At 67.1% G+C, this 18,919-nt stretch carries 30 protein-coding genes; 29 read left to right on the top strand and 1 reads right to left on the bottom strand.

What is annotated here, in order from left to right; genetic code table 11:
• Positions 1–11: 11 nt before the first annotated feature.
• The 26 genes from rpsS to truA all read left to right on the top strand — a co-directional run bounded on the left by rpsS (position 12) and on the right by truA (position 14,674).
• Entirely contained in the window at positions 12–293 is a 282-nt protein-coding gene (gene rpsS / locus IG90_RS0108420) for a 30S ribosomal protein S19 (protein ID WP_003966956.1), read from the top strand.
• A gap of 42 nt (positions 294–335) precedes the next feature.
• On the top strand, positions 336–683 hold the full coding sequence (gene rplV / locus IG90_RS0108415; RefSeq protein WP_004571827.1) for a 50S ribosomal protein L22: 348 nt from the start codon (positions 336–338) through the stop codon (positions 681–683).
• Positions 683–1,519 carry a 30S ribosomal protein S3 gene (rpsC, locus tag IG90_RS0108410; protein WP_030579870.1) on the top strand — a complete coding sequence of 279 codons (837 nt, stop codon included), beginning with the start codon at positions 683–685 and terminating at the stop codon, positions 1,517–1,519. The genes rplV and rpsC overlap by 1 nt, the downstream gene beginning before the upstream one ends.
• Positions 1,520–1,524: 5 nt before the next feature.
• On the top strand, positions 1,525–1,944 hold the full coding sequence (gene rplP / locus IG90_RS0108405) for a 50S ribosomal protein L16 (RefSeq protein WP_003966953.1): 420 nt from the start codon (positions 1,525–1,527) through the stop codon (positions 1,942–1,944).
• Positions 1,944–2,168: a 50S ribosomal protein L29 gene (gene rpmC / locus IG90_RS0108400; RefSeq protein WP_003966952.1), complete on the top strand. Its 225-nt coding sequence runs from the start codon at positions 1,944–1,946 to the stop codon at positions 2,166–2,168. The genes rplP and rpmC overlap by 1 nt, the downstream gene beginning before the upstream one ends.
• Complete coding sequence (gene rpsQ / locus IG90_RS0108395) at positions 2,168–2,452, top strand: 30S ribosomal protein S17 (protein ID WP_018960204.1); 285 nt, start codon at positions 2,168–2,170, stop codon at positions 2,450–2,452. Before rpmC ends, rpsQ begins: the two co-directional genes overlap by 1 nt.
• 107 nt (positions 2,453–2,559) lie before the next feature.
• Positions 2,560–2,928, top strand: coding sequence for a 50S ribosomal protein L14 (rplN, locus tag IG90_RS0108390; protein WP_003966950.1), 369 nt, complete (start codon positions 2,560–2,562; stop codon positions 2,926–2,928).
• A gap of 2 nt (positions 2,929–2,930) precedes the next feature.
• Positions 2,931–3,254: a 50S ribosomal protein L24 gene (gene rplX, locus IG90_RS0108385; protein ID WP_007446729.1), complete on the top strand. Its 324-nt coding sequence runs from the start codon at positions 2,931–2,933 to the stop codon at positions 3,252–3,254.
• Positions 3,254–3,811, top strand: a complete 558-nt coding sequence (gene rplE, locus IG90_RS0108380; RefSeq protein ID WP_003966948.1) for a 50S ribosomal protein L5 — start codon at positions 3,254–3,256, stop codon at positions 3,809–3,811. The genes rplX and rplE overlap by 1 nt, the downstream gene beginning before the upstream one ends.
• 2 nt (positions 3,812–3,813) lie before the next feature.
• Positions 3,814–3,999, top strand: a complete 186-nt coding sequence (locus IG90_RS0108375; protein ID WP_003948630.1) for a type Z 30S ribosomal protein S14 — start codon at positions 3,814–3,816, stop codon at positions 3,997–3,999.
• 224 nt (positions 4,000–4,223) lie between these two features.
• A complete protein-coding gene (gene rpsH / locus IG90_RS0108370; RefSeq protein WP_007446728.1) occupies positions 4,224–4,622 on the top strand; it encodes a 30S ribosomal protein S8 in 399 nt (132 codons plus the stop codon).
• Between the two features lie 21 nt (positions 4,623–4,643).
• Entirely contained in the window at positions 4,644–5,183 is a 540-nt protein-coding gene (gene rplF, locus IG90_RS0108365; protein ID WP_030579867.1) for a 50S ribosomal protein L6, read from the top strand.
• 2 nt (positions 5,184–5,185) lie between these two features.
• Positions 5,186–5,569, top strand: a complete 384-nt coding sequence (gene rplR / locus IG90_RS0108360) for a 50S ribosomal protein L18 (protein ID WP_015610732.1) — start codon at positions 5,186–5,188, stop codon at positions 5,567–5,569.
• A gap of 47 nt (positions 5,570–5,616) precedes the next feature.
• Complete coding sequence (gene rpsE, locus IG90_RS0108355; RefSeq protein WP_030084329.1) at positions 5,617–6,219, top strand: 30S ribosomal protein S5; 603 nt, start codon at positions 5,617–5,619, stop codon at positions 6,217–6,219.
• Positions 6,219–6,401: a 50S ribosomal protein L30 gene (rpmD, locus tag IG90_RS0108350; RefSeq protein WP_003966943.1), complete on the top strand. Its 183-nt coding sequence runs from the start codon at positions 6,219–6,221 to the stop codon at positions 6,399–6,401. Before rpsE ends, rpmD begins: the two co-directional genes overlap by 1 nt.
• Position 6,402: 1 nt before the next feature.
• Positions 6,403–6,858 carry a 50S ribosomal protein L15 gene (rplO, locus tag IG90_RS0108345; RefSeq protein WP_003966942.1) on the top strand — a complete coding sequence of 152 codons (456 nt, stop codon included), beginning with the start codon at positions 6,403–6,405 and terminating at the stop codon, positions 6,856–6,858.
• A 380-nt stretch (positions 6,859–7,238) separates the two neighbouring features.
• Positions 7,239–8,552, top strand: a complete 1,314-nt coding sequence (gene secY, locus IG90_RS0108340) for a preprotein translocase subunit SecY (RefSeq protein ID WP_030579862.1) — start codon at positions 7,239–7,241, stop codon at positions 8,550–8,552.
• The gene (locus IG90_RS0108335; RefSeq protein WP_030579859.1) at positions 8,552–9,211 is read left to right on the top strand and encodes an adenylate kinase; all 660 of its coding nucleotides are present in this window, start codon (positions 8,552–8,554) and stop codon (positions 9,209–9,211) included. The genes secY and IG90_RS0108335 overlap by 1 nt, the downstream gene beginning before the upstream one ends.
• A 132-nt stretch (positions 9,212–9,343) precedes the next feature.
• Entirely contained in the window at positions 9,344–10,180 is an 837-nt protein-coding gene (gene map / locus IG90_RS0108330) for a type I methionyl aminopeptidase (RefSeq protein ID WP_030579856.1), read from the top strand.
• Positions 10,181–10,352: 172 nt separating this feature from the next.
• A complete protein-coding gene (gene infA / locus IG90_RS0108325; protein ID WP_003956442.1) occupies positions 10,353–10,574 on the top strand; it encodes a translation initiation factor IF-1 in 222 nt (73 codons plus the stop codon).
• Between the two features lie 59 nt (positions 10,575–10,633).
• Complete coding sequence (gene rpmJ, locus IG90_RS0108320) at positions 10,634–10,747, top strand: 50S ribosomal protein L36 (RefSeq protein ID WP_003956441.1); 114 nt, start codon at positions 10,634–10,636, stop codon at positions 10,745–10,747.
• 195 nt (positions 10,748–10,942) lie between these two features.
• Positions 10,943–11,323, top strand: a complete 381-nt coding sequence (gene rpsM, locus IG90_RS0108315; RefSeq protein ID WP_007446719.1) for a 30S ribosomal protein S13 — start codon at positions 10,943–10,945, stop codon at positions 11,321–11,323.
• A gap of 104 nt (positions 11,324–11,427) precedes the next feature.
• Positions 11,428–11,832: a 30S ribosomal protein S11 gene (gene rpsK / locus IG90_RS0108310; RefSeq protein ID WP_003956432.1), complete on the top strand. Its 405-nt coding sequence runs from the start codon at positions 11,428–11,430 to the stop codon at positions 11,830–11,832.
• A gap of 139 nt (positions 11,833–11,971) precedes the next feature.
• The gene (locus tag IG90_RS0108305) at positions 11,972–12,994 is read left to right on the top strand and encodes a DNA-directed RNA polymerase subunit alpha (RefSeq protein WP_003966937.1); all 1,023 of its coding nucleotides are present in this window, start codon (positions 11,972–11,974) and stop codon (positions 12,992–12,994) included.
• Between the two features lie 225 nt (positions 12,995–13,219).
• The gene (gene rplQ / locus IG90_RS0108300) at positions 13,220–13,729 is read left to right on the top strand and encodes a 50S ribosomal protein L17 (protein ID WP_030579852.1); all 510 of its coding nucleotides are present in this window, start codon (positions 13,220–13,222) and stop codon (positions 13,727–13,729) included.
• Positions 13,730–13,819: 90 nt separating this feature from the next.
• The gene (gene truA / locus IG90_RS0108295; RefSeq protein ID WP_030579849.1) at positions 13,820–14,674 is read left to right on the top strand and encodes a tRNA pseudouridine(38-40) synthase TruA; all 855 of its coding nucleotides are present in this window, start codon (positions 13,820–13,822) and stop codon (positions 14,672–14,674) included.
• A 45-nt stretch (positions 14,675–14,719) separates the two neighbouring features.
• Here the strand turns inward: truA and IG90_RS0108290 are convergent, their stop codons facing one another.
• Positions 14,720–15,568, bottom strand: coding sequence for a hypothetical protein (locus IG90_RS0108290; protein WP_078585245.1), 849 nt, complete (start codon positions 15,566–15,568; stop codon positions 14,720–14,722).
• Between the two features lie 67 nt (positions 15,569–15,635).
• On the opposite strand from IG90_RS0108290, the gene IG90_RS0108285 reads away from it, so the two are divergent.
• The 3 genes from IG90_RS0108285 to rpsI all read left to right on the top strand — a co-directional run bounded on the left by IG90_RS0108285 (position 15,636) and on the right by rpsI (position 18,740).
• Positions 15,636–17,255 (top strand): ABC-F family ATP-binding cassette domain-containing protein, encoded by a 1,620-nt coding sequence (locus tag IG90_RS0108285; RefSeq protein WP_030579843.1) that lies wholly within the window; start codon positions 15,636–15,638, stop codon positions 17,253–17,255.
• A gap of 469 nt (positions 17,256–17,724) precedes the next feature.
• Entirely contained in the window at positions 17,725–18,168 is a 444-nt protein-coding gene (gene rplM / locus IG90_RS0108280; RefSeq protein WP_018960214.1) for a 50S ribosomal protein L13, read from the top strand.
• A 44-nt stretch (positions 18,169–18,212) separates the two neighbouring features.
• Entirely contained in the window at positions 18,213–18,740 is a 528-nt protein-coding gene (gene rpsI, locus IG90_RS0108275; protein WP_030579840.1) for a 30S ribosomal protein S9, read from the top strand.
• The last annotated feature ends 179 nt before the right edge of the window (positions 18,741–18,919 follow it).

Genomic DNA, 18,919 nt, shown 5'->3' with positions numbered 1-18,919 from the left:
AGCGGGTTTAGATGCCGCGCAGTCTCAAGAAGGGGCCCTTCGTCGACGGCCACCTCATCAAGAAGGTGGACGTACAGAACGAGGCAGGCACCAAGAACGTCATCAAGACCTGGTCCCGTCGCTCGATGATCGTCCCGGCCATGCTGGGTCACACCATCGCGGTGCACAACGGCAAGATCCACGTCCCGGTGTTCGTCACCGAGTCGATGGTCGGCCACAAGCTCGGCGAGTTCTCGCCGACTCGCACCTTCCGCGGCCACGTCAAGGACGACCGGAAGTCGAAGCGCCGCTAGCGCGGGGTGGAAACGACTATGACTTACACCGAAGGGACAACCATGGAAGCCAGGGCCCAGGCGCGGTACATCCGCGTCACGCCCATGAAGGCCCGCCGAGTGGTGGACCTCATCCGTGGCATGGATGCCACGGAGGCTCAGGCGGTCCTGCGTTTCGCCCCGCAGGCCGCGAGCGTGCCGGTTGGCAAGGTGCTGGACAGCGCCATCGCCAACGCTGCACACAACTACGACCACACCGACGCCTCTTCGCTGGTCATCAGCGAGGCGTACGTGGACGAGGGCCCGACCCTGAAGCGGTTCCGTCCGCGTGCTCAGGGCCGTGCCTACCGGATCCGTAAGCGGACCAGCCACATCACCGTGGTCGTCAGCAGCAAGGAAGGAACCCGGTAATGGGCCAGAAGGTAAACCCGCACGGGTTCCGGCTCGGCATCACCACGGACTTCAAGTCCCGCTGGTACGCCGACAAGCTGTACAAGGACTACGTCAAGGAAGACGTCGCCATTCGTCGCATGATGACGAAGGGCATGGAGCGGGCCGGCATCTCGAAGGTCGAGATCGAGCGCACCCGCGACCGCGTCCGCGTTGACATCCACACCGCCCGTCCGGGCATCGTCATCGGTCGCCGTGGCGCCGAGGCCGATCGCATCCGCGGCGAGCTGGAGAAGCTGACCGGCAAGCAGGTCCAGCTGAACATCCTCGAGGTCAAGAACCCCGAGGTGGACGCTCAGCTGGTGGCCCAGGCCGTCGCCGAGCAGCTCTCCTCCCGCGTCTCCTTCCGTCGTGCCATGCGTAAGAGCATGCAGAGCTCGATGAAGGCCGGCGCCAAGGGCATCAAGATCCAGTGCGGCGGTCGCCTCGGCGGCGCCGAGATGTCCCGCTCGGAGTTCTACCGCGAGGGCCGTGTGCCCCTGCACACCCTCCGTGCGAACGTCGACTACGGCTTCTTCGAGGCCAAGACGACCTTCGGCCGCATCGGCGTGAAGGTCTGGATCTACAAGGGCGACGTCAAGAACATCGCCGAGGTTCGCGCCGAGAACGCCGCGGCCCGCGCCGGTAACCGTCCGGCTCGTGGCGGCACCGACCGCCCGGCCGGCCGCGGTGGCCGTGGCGGCGAGCGTGGCGGTCGCGGCCGTAAGCCGCAGCAGTCGCCGGCAGCCGAGGCCCCCAAGGCCGACGCTCCCGCCGCCGCTGCTCCGGCTGCTGAGAGCACCGGAACGGAGGCCTGACCGAAATGCTGATCCCCCGTAGGGTCAAGCACCGCAAGCAGCACCACCCGAAGCGCAGCGGTATGTCCAAGGGTGGCACGCAGGTTGCGTTCGGCGAGTACGGCATCCAGGCGCTGACCCCGGCGTACGTGACGAACCGTCAGATCGAGTCCGCTCGTATCGCGATGACCCGTCACATCAAGCGTGGCGGCAAGGTCTGGATCAACATCTACCCGGACCGTCCCCTGACGAAGAAGCCCGCCGAGACCCGCATGGGTTCCGGTAAGGGTTCTCCCGAGTGGTGGATCGCGAACGTCAAGCCGGGTCGGGTGATGTTCGAGCTGTCCTACCCGAACGAGAAGATTGCTCGTGAGGCGCTCACCCGCGCTGCTCACAAGCTTCCGATGAAGTGCCGGATCGTTCGGCGCGAGGCAGGTGAGTCGTGATGTCGGCCGGTACCAAGGCGTCCGAGCTGCGCGAGCTGGGCGACGAGGAGCTCCTCAACAAGCTCCGCGAAGCCAAGGAAGAGCTGTTCAACCTCCGCTTCCAGGCGGCGACGGGGCAGCTCGAGAACCACGGCCGGCTCAAGTCCGTCCGTAAGGACATCGCCCGGATCTACACCCTGATGCGTGAGCGCGAGCTGGGCATCGAGACGGTGGAGAGCGCCTGATGAGCGAGAAGACTGTGACTGAGACGAACACCGACCGCGGTTTCCGCAAGACCCGTGAGGGTCTGGTCGTCAGCGACAAGATGGACAAGACCGTCGTCGTCGCTGTCGAGGACCGCGTCAAGCACGCGCTGTACGGCAAGGTCATCCGCCGTACGAACAAGCTCAAGGCCCACGACGAGCAGAACTCTGCGGGCGTCGGCGACCGCGTCATCATCATGGAGACGCGTCCGCTGTCGGCCTCGAAGCGCTGGCGCATCGTCGAGATCCTCGAGAAGGCCAAGTAATTCCTGAGGGATTCTCCCCTCAGGTCAGTTCCGCCAGGCTCGGTGGGGTGCCTCCCCGGTAACGGAGAGGCACCCGCCGGGAACCGGCAGACGATCAGGAGATAGACGTGATCCAGCAGGAGTCGCGACTGCGCGTCGCCGACAACACGGGTGCGAAGGAAATTCTCACCATTCGTGTTCTCGGTGGCTCGGGTCGCCGCTACGCGGGTATCGGTGACGTCATCGTCGCCACCGTCAAGGACGCGATCCCCGGTGGCAACGTGAAGAAGGGTGACGTCGTCAAGGCCGTCATCGTTCGCACCGTCAAGGAGCGTCGTCGTCAGGATGGCTCGTACATCCGCTTCGACGAGAACGCCGCCGTCATTCTGAAGAACGACGGCGACCCCCGCGGCACCCGCATCTTCGGCCCGGTGGGCCGGGAGCTGCGCGAGAAGAAGTTCATGAAGATCATCTCGCTCGCGCCGGAGGTGCTGTAAGCATGAAGATCAAGAAGGGCGACCTGGTCCAGGTCATCACCGGTAAGGACAAGGGCAAGCAGGGCAAGGTCATCGTGGCCTACCCCGCTCAGGACCGCGTCCTCGTCGAGGGTGTCAACCGGGTCAAGAAGCACACCAAGGCCGGTCAGACGGCTCGCGGTTCGCAGACGGGTGGCATTGTCACCACCGAGGCCCCGATCCACATCAGCAACGTTCAGCTGGTCGTGGAGAAGGACGGCAACAAGGTTGTCACCCGCGTCGGCTACCGCTTTGACGACGAGGGCAACAAGATCCGCGTTGCCAAGCGGACCGGTGAGGACATCTGATGACTGCCACCACTGCGCCGCGTCTCAAGACGCGCTACCGCGAGGAAATCGCCGGCAAGCTGCGTGAGGAGTTCTCGTACGAGAACGTCATGCAGGTTCCCGGTCTGGTCAAGATCGTGGTCAACATGGGTGTGGGCGACGCCGCCCGCGACTCCAAGCTGATCGACGGTGCCGTCAAGGACCTCACCACGATCACCGGCCAGAAGCCGGCCGTCACGAAGGCCCGCAAGTCCATCGCGCAGTTCAAGCTGCGCGAGGGCCAGCCGATCGGCTGCCACGTCACCCTCCGTGGTGACCGGATGTGGGAGTTCCTGGACCGTACGCTGTCGCTCGCGCTTCCGCGTATCCGTGACTTCCGTGGCCTGTCGCCGAAGCAGTTCGACGGCCGTGGCAACTACACCTTCGGTCTCACGGAGCAGGTCATGTTCCACGAGATCGACCAGGACAAGATCGACCGGGTCCGGGGCATGGACATCACCGTGGTCACCACGGCGACCAACGACGACGAGGGTCGTGCCCTCCTTCGTCACCTCGGCTTCCCGTTCAAGGAGAACTGACCGTGGCGAAGAAGGCTCTGATCGCTAAGGCCGCCCGTAAGCCGAAGTTCGGCGTTCGCGGGTACACCCGCTGCCAGCGCTGCGGCCGGCCCCACTCCGTCTACCGCAAGTTCGGCCTGTGCCGCGTGTGCCTTCGTGAGATGGCTCACCGTGGCGAGCTGCCGGGCGTGACCAAGAGCTCCTGGTAACTCTCCTCCGCCCTAGGGCGAAGGGAAGTTCCGGAGACTCTCGGTAAGCATCTGGGTCGGCAGGAGCCCGTCCTTTCATGCCGTAGGCTTGAAGGGTTGGGCGCCTGCCGCCCAAGACCGACTTACTACGCCGTAGGTCCCCGCACCGCACCCGTCCCGCCACTGAGTGGGGAGAGGGATGGCGCATACAGGAAACCCCGGCGAGAGAGGCCGAAGGCCAACTCATGACCATGACTGATCCCATCGCAGACATGCTCACGCGTCTGCGTAACGCGAACTCGGCATATCACGACGATGTCTCGATGCCGCACAGCAAGATCAAGTCGCACATCGCGGAGATCCTCCAGCAGGAGGGCTTCATCACCGGCTGGAAGGTCGAGGACGCCGAGGTCGGCAAGAACCTCGTCCTCGAGCTGAAGTTCGGCCCGAACCGCGAGCGCTCGATCGCCGGCATCAAGCGGATTTCGAAGCCGGGTCTGCGTGTATACGCAAAGTCCACCAACCTGCCGAAGGTCCTCGGCGGTCTGGGCGTGGCGATCATCTCCACGTCCCACGGCCTCCTGACCGGCCAGCAGGCAGGCAAGAAGGGCGTAGGTGGGGAAGTCCTCGCCTACGTCTGGTAGTCGGGAAAGGAAGGAAAGCTCATGTCGCGAATCGGCAAGCTCCCCATCCAGGTTCCCGCCGGTGTGGACGTCACCATCGATGGCCGTACGGTCGCCGTGAAGGGCCCCAAGGGTTCCCTCACGCACACCGTCGCCGCGCCGATCGAGGTCTCCAAGGGTGAGGACGGCGTGCTCAACGTCTCCCGCCCGAACGACGAGCGTCAGAACAAGGCCCTCCACGGCCTGTCCCGCACGCTGGTGGCGAACATGATCACCGGCGTGACCACGGGTTACACCAAGGCGCTCGAGATCAGCGGTGTCGGTTACCGCGTCCAGGCGAAGGGCTCCAACCTGGAGTTCGCCCTGGGCTACAGCCACCCGATCCTCATCGAGGCTCCGGAAGGCATCACCTTCAAGGTCGAGTCGCCCACGAAGCTCAGCGTCGAGGGCATCGACAAGCAGAAGGTCGGCGAGGTAGCCGCCAACATCCGCAAGCTGCGGAAGCCCGACCCGTACAAGGCCAAGGGCGTCAAGTACGCGGGCGAGGTCATCCGCCGCAAGGTCGGAAAGGCTGGTAAGTAGCCATGGCATACGGTGTGAAGATCGCCAAGGGCGACGCGTACAAGCGTGCCGCCCTCAAGCGCCGCCACATCCGCGTCCGCAAGCACATCTCCGGTTCGCCGGAGCGTCCTCGCTTGGTCGTGACGCGTTCCAACCGCCACATCGTGGCCCAGGTCATCGACGACATCGCGGGCCACACGCTCGCGTCGGCGTCGACCCTGGACACCTCGATCCGCGGTGGCGAGGGTGACAAGAGCGCCCAGGCCCAGCAGGTCGGCGCCCTTGTCGCCGAGCGTGCCAAGGCCGCAGGCGTCGAGGCCGTCGTGTTTGACCGCGGTGGTAACCAGTACGCCGGGCGGATTGCCGCTCTGGCTGACGCCGCCCGTGAAGCCGGGCTGAAGTTCTAAGCCCCGGTTCCTACGCACAGCGGACGTAACAGAGAGAGGTAAATCCAATGGCTGGACCCCAGCGCCGCGGAAGCGGTGCCGGTGGCGGCGAGCGGCGGGACCGGAAGGGCCGTGACGGTGGCGCTGCCGCCGAGAAGACCGCGTACGTCGAGCGTGTCGTCGCGATCAACCGCGTCGCCAAGGTCGTGAAGGGTGGTCGTCGCTTCAGCTTCACCGCGCTGGTCGTGGTGGGCGATGGTGACGGCACCGTCGGTGTCGGATACGGCAAGGCCAAGGAAGTTCCCGCGGCCATCGCCAAGGGTGTCGAAGAGGCCAAGAAGAACTTCTTCAAGGTCCCCCGCATCCAGGGCACCATCCCTCACCCGATCACGGGCGAGAAGGCTGCGGGCGTCGTCCTGCTCAAGCCGGCTTCCCCCGGTACCGGTGTTATCGCCGGTGGCCCGGTGCGCGCCGTGCTCGAGTGCGCCGGCGTTCACGACATCCTGTCGAAGTCGCTTGGCTCGTCCAACGCGATCAACATCGTGCACGCGACCGTGGCGGCCCTCCAGGGCCTGCAGCGTCCCGAGGAGATCGCGGCCCGCCGCGGTCTGCCCCTCGAGGACGTCGCCCCCGCGGCTCTGCTTCGTGCACGTGCGGGAGCGGGTGCGTAATGGCTCGCCTCAAGATCACGCAGACGAAGTCGTACATCGGCAGCAAGCAGAACCACCGCGACACCCTGCGTTCGCTCGGGCTCAAGCGCCTGAACGACTCGGTTGTCAAGGAGGACCGCCCCGAGTTCCGCGGAATGGTTCACACCGTCCGCCACCTCGTGACGGTTGAGGAGGTTGACTGACATGGCGGAGAACAGCCCGCTGAAGGCCCACAACCTCCGGCCTGCCCCGGGCGCCAAGACCGCCAAGACCCGTGTGGGTCGTGGTGAGGCGTCCAAGGGTAAGACCGCAGGCCGTGGTACCAAGGGTACGAAGGCTCGTTACCAGGTTCCGGAGCGCTTCGAGGGTGGCCAGATGCCCCTCCACATGCGTCTCCCGAAGCTCAAGGGCTTCAAGAACCCGTTCCGCACGGAGTACCAGGTCGTGAACCTGGACAAGCTCGCGACGCTCTACCCCGAGGGTGGAGAGGTCACGGTGGCCGACCTGGTCGCCAAGGGCGCTGTGCGCAACAACCACCTCGTCAAGGTCCTCGGACAGGGCGAGATCTCCGTGGCACTGCAGGTTTCGGTTGACGCCGTCTCCGGCTCCGCCAAGGAGAAGATCACCGCCGCCGGCGGTACGGTCACCGAGCTCGTCTGAGCCGCGGGACAGAACTGAGCCTGGCCGGCTGCCTCTTCGGAGGCGGCCGGCCAGGCTTTTCCGCGTTTGTGGCGCTGTACGGGAACCGTAAAGCCTCGGGAAAGGTTGAACGAGTGTCCACCGCACCGGCGGTGGGGGAGTCCGAGGTCGTTCACGTCCCAAATGGTGTGGCTTGGCCGGTCTTTCGCGGCGCGGACCGGGAGACGGGCGGTGCACCGGTGTGCGGCGCGTGTTTCCTGCTCAGTCCCGGGCCGGGTAGGGTGGCGCCGTTAATCTTTTGTGGCCTCCTTACGATGTAGGGCTGCCTTGTATCCGATCCCATCCAGTCCCATCCAGACCCGTCGCCTCTGACGCATAGCGCGGGGGTCGCAGGAGGCACCGTGTTCACCGCGTTCGCCCGAGCGTTCAAGACGCCCGACCTGCGCAAGAAGCTGCTCTTCACGCTCGGCATCATCGTGATCTATCGGCTCGGGGCGCACGTCCCGGCCCCTGGCGTCGACTACGCGAAGGTGCAGCAGTGCATCGACCAGGCCGACTCGGGTGGCCTCCTCGGTCTGATGCAGATGTTCAGCGGTGGCGCCCTGTTGCAGATCACCATCTTCGCGCTCGGCATCATGCCGTACATCACGGCGAGCATCATTCTCCAGTTGCTGACCGTCGTGATCCCGCGCCTGGAAGCCCTGAAGAAGGAAGGGCAGTCCGGCACGGCGAAGATCACGCAGTACACGCGTTACCTGACGGTCGCGCTGGCCATCCTCCAGGGCACCGGCCTCGTCGCCACCGCCCGCAGCGGCGCGCTCTTCCAGAACTGCTCCGTGGGCGACCAGATCGTCGCGGACAAGTCGGTCTTCACCACGATCATCATGGTCCTCACGATGACCGCCGGTACGGCCGCCGTCATGTGGCTCGGTGAGCTGATCACCGACCGCGGCATCGGTAACGGCATGTCGATCCTGATGTTCATCTCGATCGCCGCGACGTTCCCCGGCGCCCTGTGGGCCATCAAGGAGAGCGGCAAGCTGGCCGACGGCTGGATCGAGTTCGGCACCGTCATCCTCATCGGCTTCGTGATGGTCGGCCTCGTCGTCTTCGTCGAGCAGGCCCAGCGCCGCATCCCGGTGCAGTACGCGAAGCGCATGATCGGACGCCGGTCCTACGGCGGTACGTCCACGTACATCCCGCTGAAGGTGAACCAGGCGGGTGTGATTCCTGTCATCTTCGCCTCGTCGCTGCTCTACATCCCGGCGTTGATCGTCCAGTTCTCCGGCTCGAACGCCGGCTGGGCGACCTGGATCCAGGACTACTTCGTGGACGGTACCCACCCGTACTACATCGCGACGTACTTCGTCCTCATCGTGTTCTTCGCCTTCTTCTACGTGGCCATTTCGTTCAACCCCGACGAAGTCGCCGACAACATGAAGAAGTATGGTGGCTTCATCCCGGGTATCCGGGCAGGCCGACCTACTGCCGAGTATCTGAGCTACGTGCTCAACAGGATCACTTGGCCGGGCTCGCTGTACCTGGGCCTGATCGCTCTGGTGCCGACGATGGCGTTGGCAGGCTTCGGCGGTGCGAACCAGAACTTCCCGTTCGGCGGGACGAGCATCCTCATCATCGTGGGTGTGGGTCTGGAAACCGTGAAGCAGATCGAGAGTCAGCTCCAGCAGCGCAATTACGAAGGGTTCCTCCGCTGATGCGAATCGTCCTCGTCGGGCCTCCGGGTGCCGGCAAGGGAACGCAGGCTGCGTACCTTGCCCAGAACCTGTCGATTCCGCACATCTCCACGGGTGACCTTTTCCGTGCCAACATCAGCCAGGGCACCGACCTTGGCAAGCAGGCCCGCGCCTACATGGACGCAGGCCAGCTGGTACCGGACGAGGTCACCATCGGGATGGCCAAGGACCGCATGGCCCAGTCGGACGCCGTGAACGGCTTCCTGCTGGACGGCTTCCCGCGGAACGTGGGCCAGGCCGAAGCCCTTGACGTGATGCTCAAGGACGAGGGCGTGAAGCTGGACGCGGTCCTCGACCTGGAGGTCCCCGAGGACGAGGTCGTGAAGCGGATCGCGGGGCGCCGCATCTGCCGCGGCGACAGCGCGCACGTCTTCCACGTGACGTACAACCCGCCGAAGACCGAGGGCGTCTGTGACGCCTGCGGCGGCGAGCTGTACCAGCGGGACGACGACAGCGAGGAGACGGTCCGCACCCGGCTGGAGGTCTACCACACGCAGACCGAGCCGATCATCGACTACTACCGGGTCCAGGGCCTGGTGGTGACCATCTCCGCGCTGGGCAAGGTCGCGGACGTGACCGCCCGCGCCATGGAGGCGCTGAAGACCTCCGACGAGGGCTGAGCGTCACCCCGTACGAACCCGCAGTGCATGCCGGCCGCGGCGCCTCAGGGCGCCGCGGCCGACTGCTTGCGCCCCTATCGTTGAACACGCCGAGCCGTACCCGTCACCGTCGATGCAGAGAGGCGCCGAGCAATGGTGCAGATCAAGACCCCCGAGCAGATCGCGAAGATGCGCGAGGCGGGCCTGGTGGTCGCCGCCATTCACGCCGCCACCCGTGAGGCGGCCGTTCCCGGGGCCACCACCCACGACCTGGACCAGGTCGCCCGCAAGGTGATCGCCGACCACGGCGCGAAGTCGAACTTCCTCGGCTACGGCGGGTTCCCCGCGACCATCTGCACCTCGGTCAACGAGGTCGTCGTCCACGGCATCCCGGACGAGAAGACGGTCCTGAAGGACGGCGACATCATCTCGATCGACGCCGGCGCGATCGTCGACGGCTGGCACGGCGACGCGGCGTACACGGCCTTCGTAGGCACCGGTCACGCTCCGGAGCTGGTCGAGCTCTCCCGGGTGACCGAGGAGTCGATGTGGGCCGGGATCGCCGCGATGAAGGTGAACAACCGCCTCGTCGACGTCTCCAGGGCGATCGAGTCCTACATCCGCCGCCAGCCCCGCCCGGCGACCGGGAAGTACGGGATCATCGAGGACTTCGGCGGCCACGGCATCGGCACCGAGATGCACATGGACCCGCACCTGCTGAACTACGTCTCCCGCAAGCGCGGCAAGGGCATCAGGCTGGTCCCGGGCGTCTGCCTGGCGATCGAGCCCATGGTGTCCCTCGGCACGGCGCGGACGGAGACTCTGAGCGACGACTGGACGGTCATCACGACGGACGGCACCTGGTCCTCGCACTGGGAGCACTCCATCGCGCTGACCGAGCAGGGACCCCTGGTCCTGACCGCCCCGGACTGCGGCCGGGCGAAGCTGGCGGAGTACGGCGTGACGGCGGCTCCCGACCCCCTCGGCTGATGCAACCCTCCCGGCAGGTCTAAGGATCACCGGCAGTGGGCAAACTTGACGGATTCGTCTTTTGGGGTCCGCTGACGTAGACTGACTCGTCGGCTCTCGTGCATCAGTGTGTCCGCATACGGCGCACCGAAAAGCAAGAGCCGATCAAGGTAGCCGATTCGAAAGGCGAAGCGTGGCCAAGAAGCAAGGTGCCATCGAGATTGAGGGCACCGTGATCGAGTCCCTCCCGAACGCAATGTTCAAGGTGGAGCTCCAGAACGGTCACAAGGTCCTGGCGCACATCAGCGGCAAGATGCGGATGCACTACATCCGCATCCTCCCGGATGACCGGGTCGTGGTGGAGCTCTCTCCGTACGACCTGACGCGTGGCCGGATCGTCTACCGCTACAAGTAGATCTTGCCGGCACCCCGTTTCGGCGGGTGATGGCACTGACCCGGAGAACCTGACATCCCATGAAGGTCAAGCCGAGCGTCAAGAAGATCTGCGACAAGTGCAAGGTGATCCGCCGTCACGGTCGGGTCATGGTCATCTGCGACAACCTGCGCCACAAGCAGCGCCAGGGCTGACGCACGACCGCCTGCATCTCGCAGTTCTTCGCGCGACGCACGTAGTTACGTACATACGCAGAGCCCGTCCAAGCCACGGCTGACGACACCTCCGGCGGGGGCCGGGGACCCGGACGTACCACTGCTCCACGGGAGCGGTCGGCGGTCGGGAGTGGCACTGCGGAAGACCCCCGATCTAACAACTGGAGCCATTGAATGGCACGCGTTTCAGGTGTTGACATCCCGCGTGAAAAGCGCGTGGAGGTTGCCCTCACCTACGTCTTCGGTATCGGGCGCACCCGGTCCAAGGAGATCCTCGCCAGCACCGGCGTGAACCCGGACGCCCGCGTTCGCGACCTGGCCGAGGAAGACCTCGTCAAGATCCGCGAGTACGTGGACGCCAACCTCCGCACCGAGGGTGACCTCCGCCGCGAGGTCCAGGGCGACATCCGCCGCAAGATCGAGATCGGCTGCTACCAGGGCATTCGTCACCGCCGTGGTCTGCCGGTCCACGGTCAGCGCACCAGCACGAACGCGCGTACCCGCAAGGGCCCGCGTCGCGCCATCGCCGGTAAGAAGAAGCCGGGCAAGAAGTAGTCCTCAGCGGACGCACTGCGGACCTCCGGTTCCCCGGAACCCGCAGCAACCAGCGGTCTTCGCTGTAGGACCGATCACCTCCCCTCTCCATCTGGAGTCAAGACATGCCCCCCAAGGGTCGTCAGGGCGCAGCCAAGAAGGTGCGTCGCAAGGAAAAGAAGAACGTCGCTCACGGCCACGCGCACATCAAGAGCACGTTCAACAACACCATCGTCTCGATCACGGACCCCTCGGGCAACGTGATCTCCTGGGCCTCCGCCGGCCACGTCGGCTTCAAGGGCTCGCGCAAGTCCACCCCCTTCGCCGCGCAGATGGCCGCCGAGTCGGCCGCCCGCCGCGCGCAGGAGCACGGCATGCGCAAGGTCGACGTCTTCGTCAAGGGTCCCGGCTCCGGCCGTGAGACCGCGATCCGCTCCCTCCAGGCCACGGGCCTCGAGGTCGGTTCGATCCAGGACGTCACCCCGACGCCGCACAACGGCTGCCGTCCGCCGAAGCGTCGCCGCGTCTGATCCGTCGCGGCCGGTGACGGCCGTGCGTCAGTAGCGTTCGGGTCCGGGCGGTACGCCTCCTACGGGGCGTGCCGCCCGTACCCTTGTCACATCTGTCGGGCATCAAATAGTGGGTGCCCACGACTGAAGGACTCTCCCCATGCTTATCGCTCAGCGTCCGTCGCTGACCGAAGAGGTCGTCGACGAGTTCCGCTCCCGGTTCGTGATCGAGCCGCTGGAGCCGGGCTTCGGTTACACCCTCGGCAACTCCCTGCGCCGTACCCTCCTCTCCTCGATCCCCGGTGCCGCCGTCACCAGCATCCGGATCGACGGTGTCCTGCACGAGTTCACCACCGTGCCGGGTGTCAAGGAGGACGTCACCGACCTCATCCTCAACATCAAGCAGCTGGTCGTCTCCTCGGAGCACGACGAGCCCGTCGTGATGTACCTGCGCAAGCAGGGCCCGGGTCTGGTCACCGCCGCCGACATCGCGCCCCCGGCCGGTGTCGAGGTGCACAACCCCGACCTCGTTCTCGCCACGCTCAACGGCAAGGGCAAGCTGGAGATGGAGCTGACCGTCGAGCGCGGTCGCGGCTACGTCTCCGCCGTCCAGAACAAGCAGGTCGGCCAGGAGATCGGCCGGATCCCGGTCGACTCCATCTACTCGCCGGTGCTCAAGGTCACGTACAAGGTCGAGGCGACCCGTGTCGAGCAGCGCACCGACTTCGACAAGCTGATCGTCGACGTCGAGACCAAGCAGGCCATGCGTCCCCGTGACGCCATGGCGTCGGCCGGTAAGACCCTGGTCGAGCTGTTCGGTCTGGCGCGCGAGCTCAACATCGACGCCGAGGGCATCGACATGGGCCCGTCCCCGACGGACGCCGCGCTCGCCGCCGATCTCGCCCTGCCGATCGAGGAGCTGGAGCTCACCGTTCGGTCGTACAACTGCCTCAAGCGCGAGGGCATCCACTCCGTGGGTGAGCTCGTGGCCCGTTCCGAGGCCGACCTGCTCGACATCCGCAACTTCGGTGCCAAGTCGATCGACGAGGTCAAGGCGAAGCTGGCCGGTATGGGCCTCGCGCTCAAGGACTCGCCTCCCGGCTTCGACCCGACCGCCGCCGCCGACGCCTTCGGCGCCGACGACGACGCGGACGCCGGTTTCGTGGAGACCGAGCAGTACTGATCGCCTCCCGGCTGGGGGCGCCCGGTTTTGAGGGTGTCCCCGGGCCGGGGCTGAGGCTTCGTCCTCAAACGCCGGACGGGCTTGATTTCGGCTGATGCCCGGCGAAAGTCGGGCGGGCTGGAAACATCGAGCCCGACCGCACGTATGACTTCCGGGAGGCGTCCGCCTCGCGGGAACTGACATCGGTACCTGATACGGCCGGTGCAGCACACAAGGAGAATCACCATGCCGCGTCCCGCAAAGGGTGCCCGTCTGGGCGGCAGCGCCGCGCACGAGCGTCTGCTCCTCGCCAACCTGGCGAAGTCGCTGTTCGAGCACGGCCGCATCACGACGACCGAGGCCAAGGCCCGCCGCCTGCGTCCGGTCGCCGAGCGCCTCGTCACCAAGGCGAAGAAGGGCGACATCCACAACCGTCGCCTGGTGCTCCAGACGATCACGGACAAGAGCATCGTCCACACGCTCTTCACCGAGATCGCTCCCCGATACGAGAACCGCCCCGGTGGTTACACCCGTATCACCAAGATCGGCAACCGTCGTGGCGACAACGCCCCGATGGCGGTCATCGAGCTGGTCGAGGCGCTGACCGTGGCCCAGCAGGCCACCGGTGAGGCCGAGGCCGCCACAAAGCGTGCGGTCAAGGAAGACGCCCTCAAGAAGGACGAGGCCCCCGCGGCCGAGTCCACCGAGGACGCCAAGCCGGTCGAGAAGGCCGACGAGGAGTCCAAGGACGCCTGAGCGTCTTAAGGACCACGGGACGGGCTCGCATCACCCTTCGGGGCGGTGCGGGCCCGTTCTGCTGAGCAGGGGCAGTGAGAGGATGACGCGGTGAGTGACGAGGCGGAGCCCGGTTTCGTACGGGTGCGGCTGGACCTGTCCTACGACGGCAGGGACTTCTCCGGCTGGGCGAAGCAGACCAGCCGGCGCACGGTGCAGGGCGAGATCGAGGACGCGCTGCGGACCGTGACCCGCTCGGCCGTGACGTACGACCTGACGGTGGCCGGGCGGACGGACGCCGGGGTGCACGCGCGCGGCCAGGTGGCCCACGTGGACCTGCCGGAGGCGGTGTGGGCCGAGCACGAGGAGAAGCTGCTGCGACGGCTGGCGGGCCGGCTGCCGCTGGACGTCCGGATCTGGCGGGCGGCTCCCGCCCCGGCAGGGTTCAACGCTCGGTTCTCCGCGCTGTGGCGGCGGTACGCGTACCGCGTCGGCGACCGGCCGGGCGGCGTGGATCCGCTGACCCGGGGTCATGTGCTGTGGCACGACCGGCCGTTGGACGTGGACGCGATGAACGAGGCGGCCGCGCCGATGGTGGGGGAGCACGACTTCGCCGCGTACTGCAAGAAGCGTGAGGGCGCCACGACCATCCGTACGCTCCAGAAGCTGAGCTGGGTACGGGACCCGGCCTCCGGGGTCCTCACCGCGACCGTGCAGGCGGATGCGTTCTGCCACAACATGGTGCGGGCGCTGATCGGGGCGGCGCTGTTCGTCGGCGACGGGCGGCGGCCGGCCGGCTGGCCCGCCGAGGTGCTCGCCGCGAAGGTGCGCGACCCCGGGGTGCACGTGGTGCGCCCGCATGGGCTGACGCTGGAGGAAGTGGCGTACCCGGCGGACGCGTTGCTGGCGGCCCGGGCGGAAGAGGCCCGGAACGTGCGGACGTTGCCGGGGGCGGGCTGCTGCTGAACGCGAACTCCCGGCCGCGTGTGCGCCCGGGAGCCGGTCGCCACGTCAGCTGTCGGGGTCCGCGACGGCCTGGGAGGCCTGGAGCTGGCCCCGGCGGTGGATCTGGCGGAAGGTGAAGTTCGTCAGGTCCTTGTTGACCGCGTAGACGTCCTTGTCGGCGGTGGTGACCCGCTCGCCGTTCAGGAAGCCGCCGACGGCGAAGTAGGCGTAGCGCCCGTAGGAGTTGGAGGTGCGCAGGCAGACCGTGCCGCCCCGGCAGAAGGTGTTGACGCCCCCGCCGCTGAGGGAGGCGAGGCCGCCCGAGGACTCGTCGACGGTCTTCTTCGCGCGGGCCTCGGTGTCGAAGACCGCGATGCCGACCGTGACGGCCACCCCGTCCTTGCGGTAGGTGGCCCGGATGAGCTGCTCGCAGCCGTTGTTCGCGAGGATCGAGCCGAGGGCGCCCTGGGTGCCCGTCGCGCAGTTCGCGGAGCTGCTCGTCGCGCCCTTGAGGTGGACGCGGTCGCCCATCGTGAGCTTCTTGCCGGGGAAGAACCCGTCGACGGTGATCGGCGCCTTGTCCTTCTCGGCGCTGGATATGAAGTCCTTGGGGTCCGGCGGGGGCGGCGGCGCGACCGAGGAGAAGGAGGGCGCGGGCGCCGAGGTGTCCTCGGGGAGGTCGGCGGGGGCGGGCAGCCGGCTCGCGTTCCCGTCCGCCCTGCCCTTGCCGCCGTTCGACGTGACCACGGCCGTGGTCACGATCGCGCCGATCGCCACGGTCGCCAGCACACCGCCGCCGATCATCAGCAGCTTCTTACGGCGGGCGCGCGCCGCGGATTCCTCCGCCAGCGCCGCCCAGTCCGGAGTCCCGTCGCCCCCGGGCCCCCAGGAGGCCCCCCCTTGCCCAAAGCTCATGCGCGCAGTTTAGGGCTATCGGTAAACCGGTTGGGCCAGGGCTTCGCGGACCGTGACAATGCTCTGTATGGGACATCTCGAAGCAGGCCACCTGGAGTACTACCTACCGGACGGGCGGGTGCTGCTCGGCGATGCTTCGTTCCGGGTGGCCGACGGGGCCGTCGTCGCGCTCGTCGGGGCGAACGGCGCCGGCAAGACGACGCTGCTGCGGCTGCTGGCCGGTGAGCTCCAGCCGCACGGCGGCACGGTCTCGGTGAGCGGCGGGCTCGGCGTGATGCCGCAGTTCGTGGGCTCGGTGCGGGACGAGCGGACGGTGCGGGACCTGCTGGTGTCGGTGTCGCAGCCGCGTATCCGGGACGCGGCGAGGGCGGTCGACGCGGCCGAGGAGAAGATCCTCACCGTCGACGACGAGGCCGCGCAGATGGCGTACGCGCAGGCGCTGAGCGACTGGGCGGAGGCGCGGGGGTACGAGGCCGAGACGGTCTGGGACATGTGCACCATGGCCGCGCTGGGCGTCCCGTACGAGAAGGCGCAGTGGCGCGAGGTGCGCACGCTCAGCGGCGGTGAGCAGAAGCGGCTGGTGCTGGAGGCGCTGCTGCGCGGGCCGGATGAGGTCCTGCTGCTCGATGAGCCGGACAACTATCTGGACGTCCCCGGCAAGCGGTGGCTGGAGGAGAAGCTCAAGGAGACCCGTAAGACGGTCCTGTTCGTCTCCCATGACCGGGAGCTGCTCTCCCGGGCCGCCGAGAAGATCGTCAGCGTCGAGCCGAGCGCGGCGGGCAGTGACGTCTGGGTGCACGGCGGCGGCTTCGCCACGTACCACGACGCGCGCAAGGAGCGCTTCGCGCGGTTCGAGGAGCTGCTGCGGCGCTGGCAGGAGGAGCACGCCCGGCTGAAGGCGCTCGTCCTGCGGATGCGGCAGCAGGCGGCGAACAGCCCCGACATGGCGAACCGCTACCACGCGATGCAGACCCGCTTCAGGAAGTTCGAGGAGGCCGGCCCGCCGCCGGAGCCGCCGCGCGAACAGGACATCAGGATGCGGCTGCGCGGCGGGCGGACCGGGGTGCGGGCGGTGACCTGCAAGAACCTGGAGCTGACCGGGCTGATGAAACCGTTCGACCTGGAGATCTACTACGGGGAGCGGGTCGCGGTCCTCGGCTCCAACGGGTCGGGCAAGTCGCACTTCCTGCGGCTGCTGGCGGGGGAGCCGGTGGCGCACACGGGGGAGTGGAAGCTCGGGGCGCGGGTCGTGCCGGGTCACTTCGCCCAGACACACGCGCATCCGGAACTGCTCGGCAGGACGCTGGTGGAGATCCTCTGGTCCGAGCACGCCAAGGACCGGGGAGGGGCGATGTCGGTGCTGCGGCGGTACGAGCTGGAGCGGCAGGGGGACCAGCCGTTCGAGAAGCTGTCCGGCGGGCAGCAGGCGCGGTTCCAGATCCTGCTCCTGGAGCTGGCCGGCACGACGGCGCTGCTGCTGGACGAGCCCACGGACAACCTGGACCTGGAGTCGGCGGAGGCGTTGCAGGACGGTCTTGAGGTGTACGACGGCACGGTGATGGCCGTCACGCACGACCGGTGGTTCGCGAAGACCTTCGACCGGTATCTGGTCTTCGGGTCGGACGGGGTCGTACGGGAGACGGTGGAGCCGGTGTGGGACGAGCGGAGGGTCCAGCGGGCGCGGTGACCTTGGCGGTCGGCGGGCGGGGCGAGCCGGTGGCGGGTGCGGGGGCGGGGTGCCGTGCGGCGCCGTTGCGGGGGCGCTGCCCCCGGGCCCCCGCGCCTCGAATGCCGGCGGGGCTGTAAGGAGTCGCCTCAAGCGCCGCGGGGCCGGGTGGGTGCGGGGGCTGGAAAGGCCGCCTCAAGCGCGGGGCTGGAAGGGTGCGGAAGGGCTGAAAGTGGCGACTCAAGCGCCGGCGGGGCTGAGGGGTGCGGGGTCGTTTTGACCCGCGTGGGGGCTCCCCGGTAGGGTTCAGGTTTGTTATACGTATTGGCTTCGTCGTTCTCACGCGAAGGGCCTTACGTAGGTTCCCTGGAGCAGTTACCAGTGGCTCGCATACGGGCAGCGTCCCCGGCATTGTGAGCCCCAGCTGCATGATCGCTTCAGGGGTGCCGTGTGTCTGGATCCCATCCACTGAAGAAGCGAAGGCTGCGAAGTGCGTACGTACAGCCCCAAGCCCGGCGATGTCACTCGCCAGTGGCACATCATTGACGCTCAGGACATCGTCCTGGGCCGTCTGGCCACCACGGCTGCGAACCTCCTCCGAGGCAAGCACAAGGCGATCTACGCCCCCCACATGGACATGGGCGACTTCGTCATCATCATCAACGCCGACAAGGTTCACCTGTCGGGCAACAAGAAGACCCAGAAGATGGCGTACCGCCACTCCGGCTTCCCGGGCGGTCTCCGTTCGGTGCGCTACGACGAGCTGCTCTCGAAGAACCCCGAGAAGGCCGTCGAGAAGGCCATCAAGGGCATGATCCCCAAGAACACCCTGGGCCGTCAGATGCTCTCGAAGCTCAAGGTCTACGCGGGCGACCAGCACCCGCACGCTGCTCAGCAGCCGGTCCCGTTCGAGATCACCCAGGTCGCGCAGTAGTTCCGGCCACCCCCTAAGACATACAGAAAGATCTGAGGAGAATCGTGGCCGAGACCACTGTTGAGACCCCCGTCGAGGGCACCGAGGGCGAGGAGACCTTCGCCGAGGTGACCACCTTCGAGTCCGAGGTCCCCGTCGAGGGTGAGTACACCTCCGAGTCGCTCGCGGGCCGCTTCGGCGACCCGCAGCCCGCGGCCGGCCTTGGCCGTCGCAAGAACGCCATCGCCCGCGTCCGGATCATCCCGGGCACCGGCAAGTGGAAGATCAACGGTCGCACCCTTGAGGACTACTTCCCCAACAAGGTGCACCAGCAGGAAGTCAACGAGCCCTTCAAGGTTCTCGAGCTCGACGGTCGCTACGACGTCGTGGCCCGCATCTCGGGTGGCGGTGTCTCCGGTCAGGCCGGTGCCCTGCGCCTCGGTGTGGCCCGCTCGCTGAACGAGGCGGACGTGGACAACAACCGCGCCACGCTGAAGAAGAACGGCTTCCTCTCCCGCGACGACCGTGCGGTCGAGCGCAAGAAGGCCGGTCTCAAGAAGGCCCGTAAGGCCCCGCAGTACAGCAAGCGCTAAATATCGCCTGCTCGACTGTCACGTTCGCCCCGGCGGCACGCTCTGTGCTGCTGGGGCGTTCGTTTATCAGCCCTCGCGGGCGTATAACGGCATAAGACGTTCATCGGCCCGCACGGGACCGCGGCCCGGCGAACGCCGTCGCGCATCTCGCAGGTCGGTCGCGCCACGCCGCCCGATGT

Origin of the sequence: Streptomyces anulatus, assembly GCF_000721175.1 — a bacterium.
Lineage (GTDB): Bacteria > Actinomycetota > Actinomycetes > Streptomycetales > Streptomycetaceae > Streptomyces > Streptomyces anulatus_C.
This window is presented reverse-complemented; position numbering and strand designations above follow the sequence as displayed.

Coding starts and splice junctions, on each gene's coding strand:
- rpsS (WP_003966956.1), top strand. CDS start 12: ATGCCGCGCAGTCTCAAGAAGGGGCCCTTCGTCGACGGCCACCTCATC.
- rplV (WP_004571827.1), top strand. CDS start 336: ATGGAAGCCAGGGCCCAGGCGCGGTACATCCGCGTCACGCCCATGAAG.
- rpsC (WP_030579870.1), top strand. CDS start 683: ATGGGCCAGAAGGTAAACCCGCACGGGTTCCGGCTCGGCATCACCACG.
- rplP (WP_003966953.1), top strand. CDS start 1,525: ATGCTGATCCCCCGTAGGGTCAAGCACCGCAAGCAGCACCACCCGAAG.
- rpmC (WP_003966952.1), top strand. CDS start 1,944: ATGTCGGCCGGTACCAAGGCGTCCGAGCTGCGCGAGCTGGGCGACGAG.
- rpsQ (WP_018960204.1), top strand. CDS start 2,168: ATGAGCGAGAAGACTGTGACTGAGACGAACACCGACCGCGGTTTCCGC.
- rplX (WP_007446729.1), top strand. CDS start 2,931: ATGAAGATCAAGAAGGGCGACCTGGTCCAGGTCATCACCGGTAAGGAC.
- rplE (WP_003966948.1), top strand. CDS start 3,254: ATGACTGCCACCACTGCGCCGCGTCTCAAGACGCGCTACCGCGAGGAA.
- rpsH (WP_007446728.1), top strand. CDS start 4,224: ATGACCATGACTGATCCCATCGCAGACATGCTCACGCGTCTGCGTAAC.
- rplF (WP_030579867.1), top strand. CDS start 4,644: ATGTCGCGAATCGGCAAGCTCCCCATCCAGGTTCCCGCCGGTGTGGAC.
- rplR (WP_015610732.1), top strand. CDS start 5,186: ATGGCATACGGTGTGAAGATCGCCAAGGGCGACGCGTACAAGCGTGCC.
- rpsE (WP_030084329.1), top strand. CDS start 5,617: ATGGCTGGACCCCAGCGCCGCGGAAGCGGTGCCGGTGGCGGCGAGCGG.
- rpmD (WP_003966943.1), top strand. CDS start 6,219: ATGGCTCGCCTCAAGATCACGCAGACGAAGTCGTACATCGGCAGCAAG.
- rplO (WP_003966942.1), top strand. CDS start 6,403: ATGGCGGAGAACAGCCCGCTGAAGGCCCACAACCTCCGGCCTGCCCCG.
- IG90_RS0108335 (WP_030579859.1), top strand. CDS start 8,552: ATGCGAATCGTCCTCGTCGGGCCTCCGGGTGCCGGCAAGGGAACGCAG.
- map (WP_030579856.1), top strand. CDS start 9,344: ATGGTGCAGATCAAGACCCCCGAGCAGATCGCGAAGATGCGCGAGGCG.
- rpmJ (WP_003956441.1), top strand. CDS start 10,634: ATGAAGGTCAAGCCGAGCGTCAAGAAGATCTGCGACAAGTGCAAGGTG.
- rpsM (WP_007446719.1), top strand. CDS start 10,943: ATGGCACGCGTTTCAGGTGTTGACATCCCGCGTGAAAAGCGCGTGGAG.
- rpsK (WP_003956432.1), top strand. CDS start 11,428: ATGCCCCCCAAGGGTCGTCAGGGCGCAGCCAAGAAGGTGCGTCGCAAG.
- IG90_RS0108305 (WP_003966937.1), top strand. CDS start 11,972: ATGCTTATCGCTCAGCGTCCGTCGCTGACCGAAGAGGTCGTCGACGAG.
- rplQ (WP_030579852.1), top strand. CDS start 13,220: ATGCCGCGTCCCGCAAAGGGTGCCCGTCTGGGCGGCAGCGCCGCGCAC.
- IG90_RS0108290 (WP_078585245.1), bottom strand. CDS start 15,568: ATGAGCTTTGGGCAAGGGGGGGCCTCCTGGGGGCCCGGGGGCGACGGG.
- IG90_RS0108285 (WP_030579843.1), top strand. CDS start 15,636: ATGGGACATCTCGAAGCAGGCCACCTGGAGTACTACCTACCGGACGGG.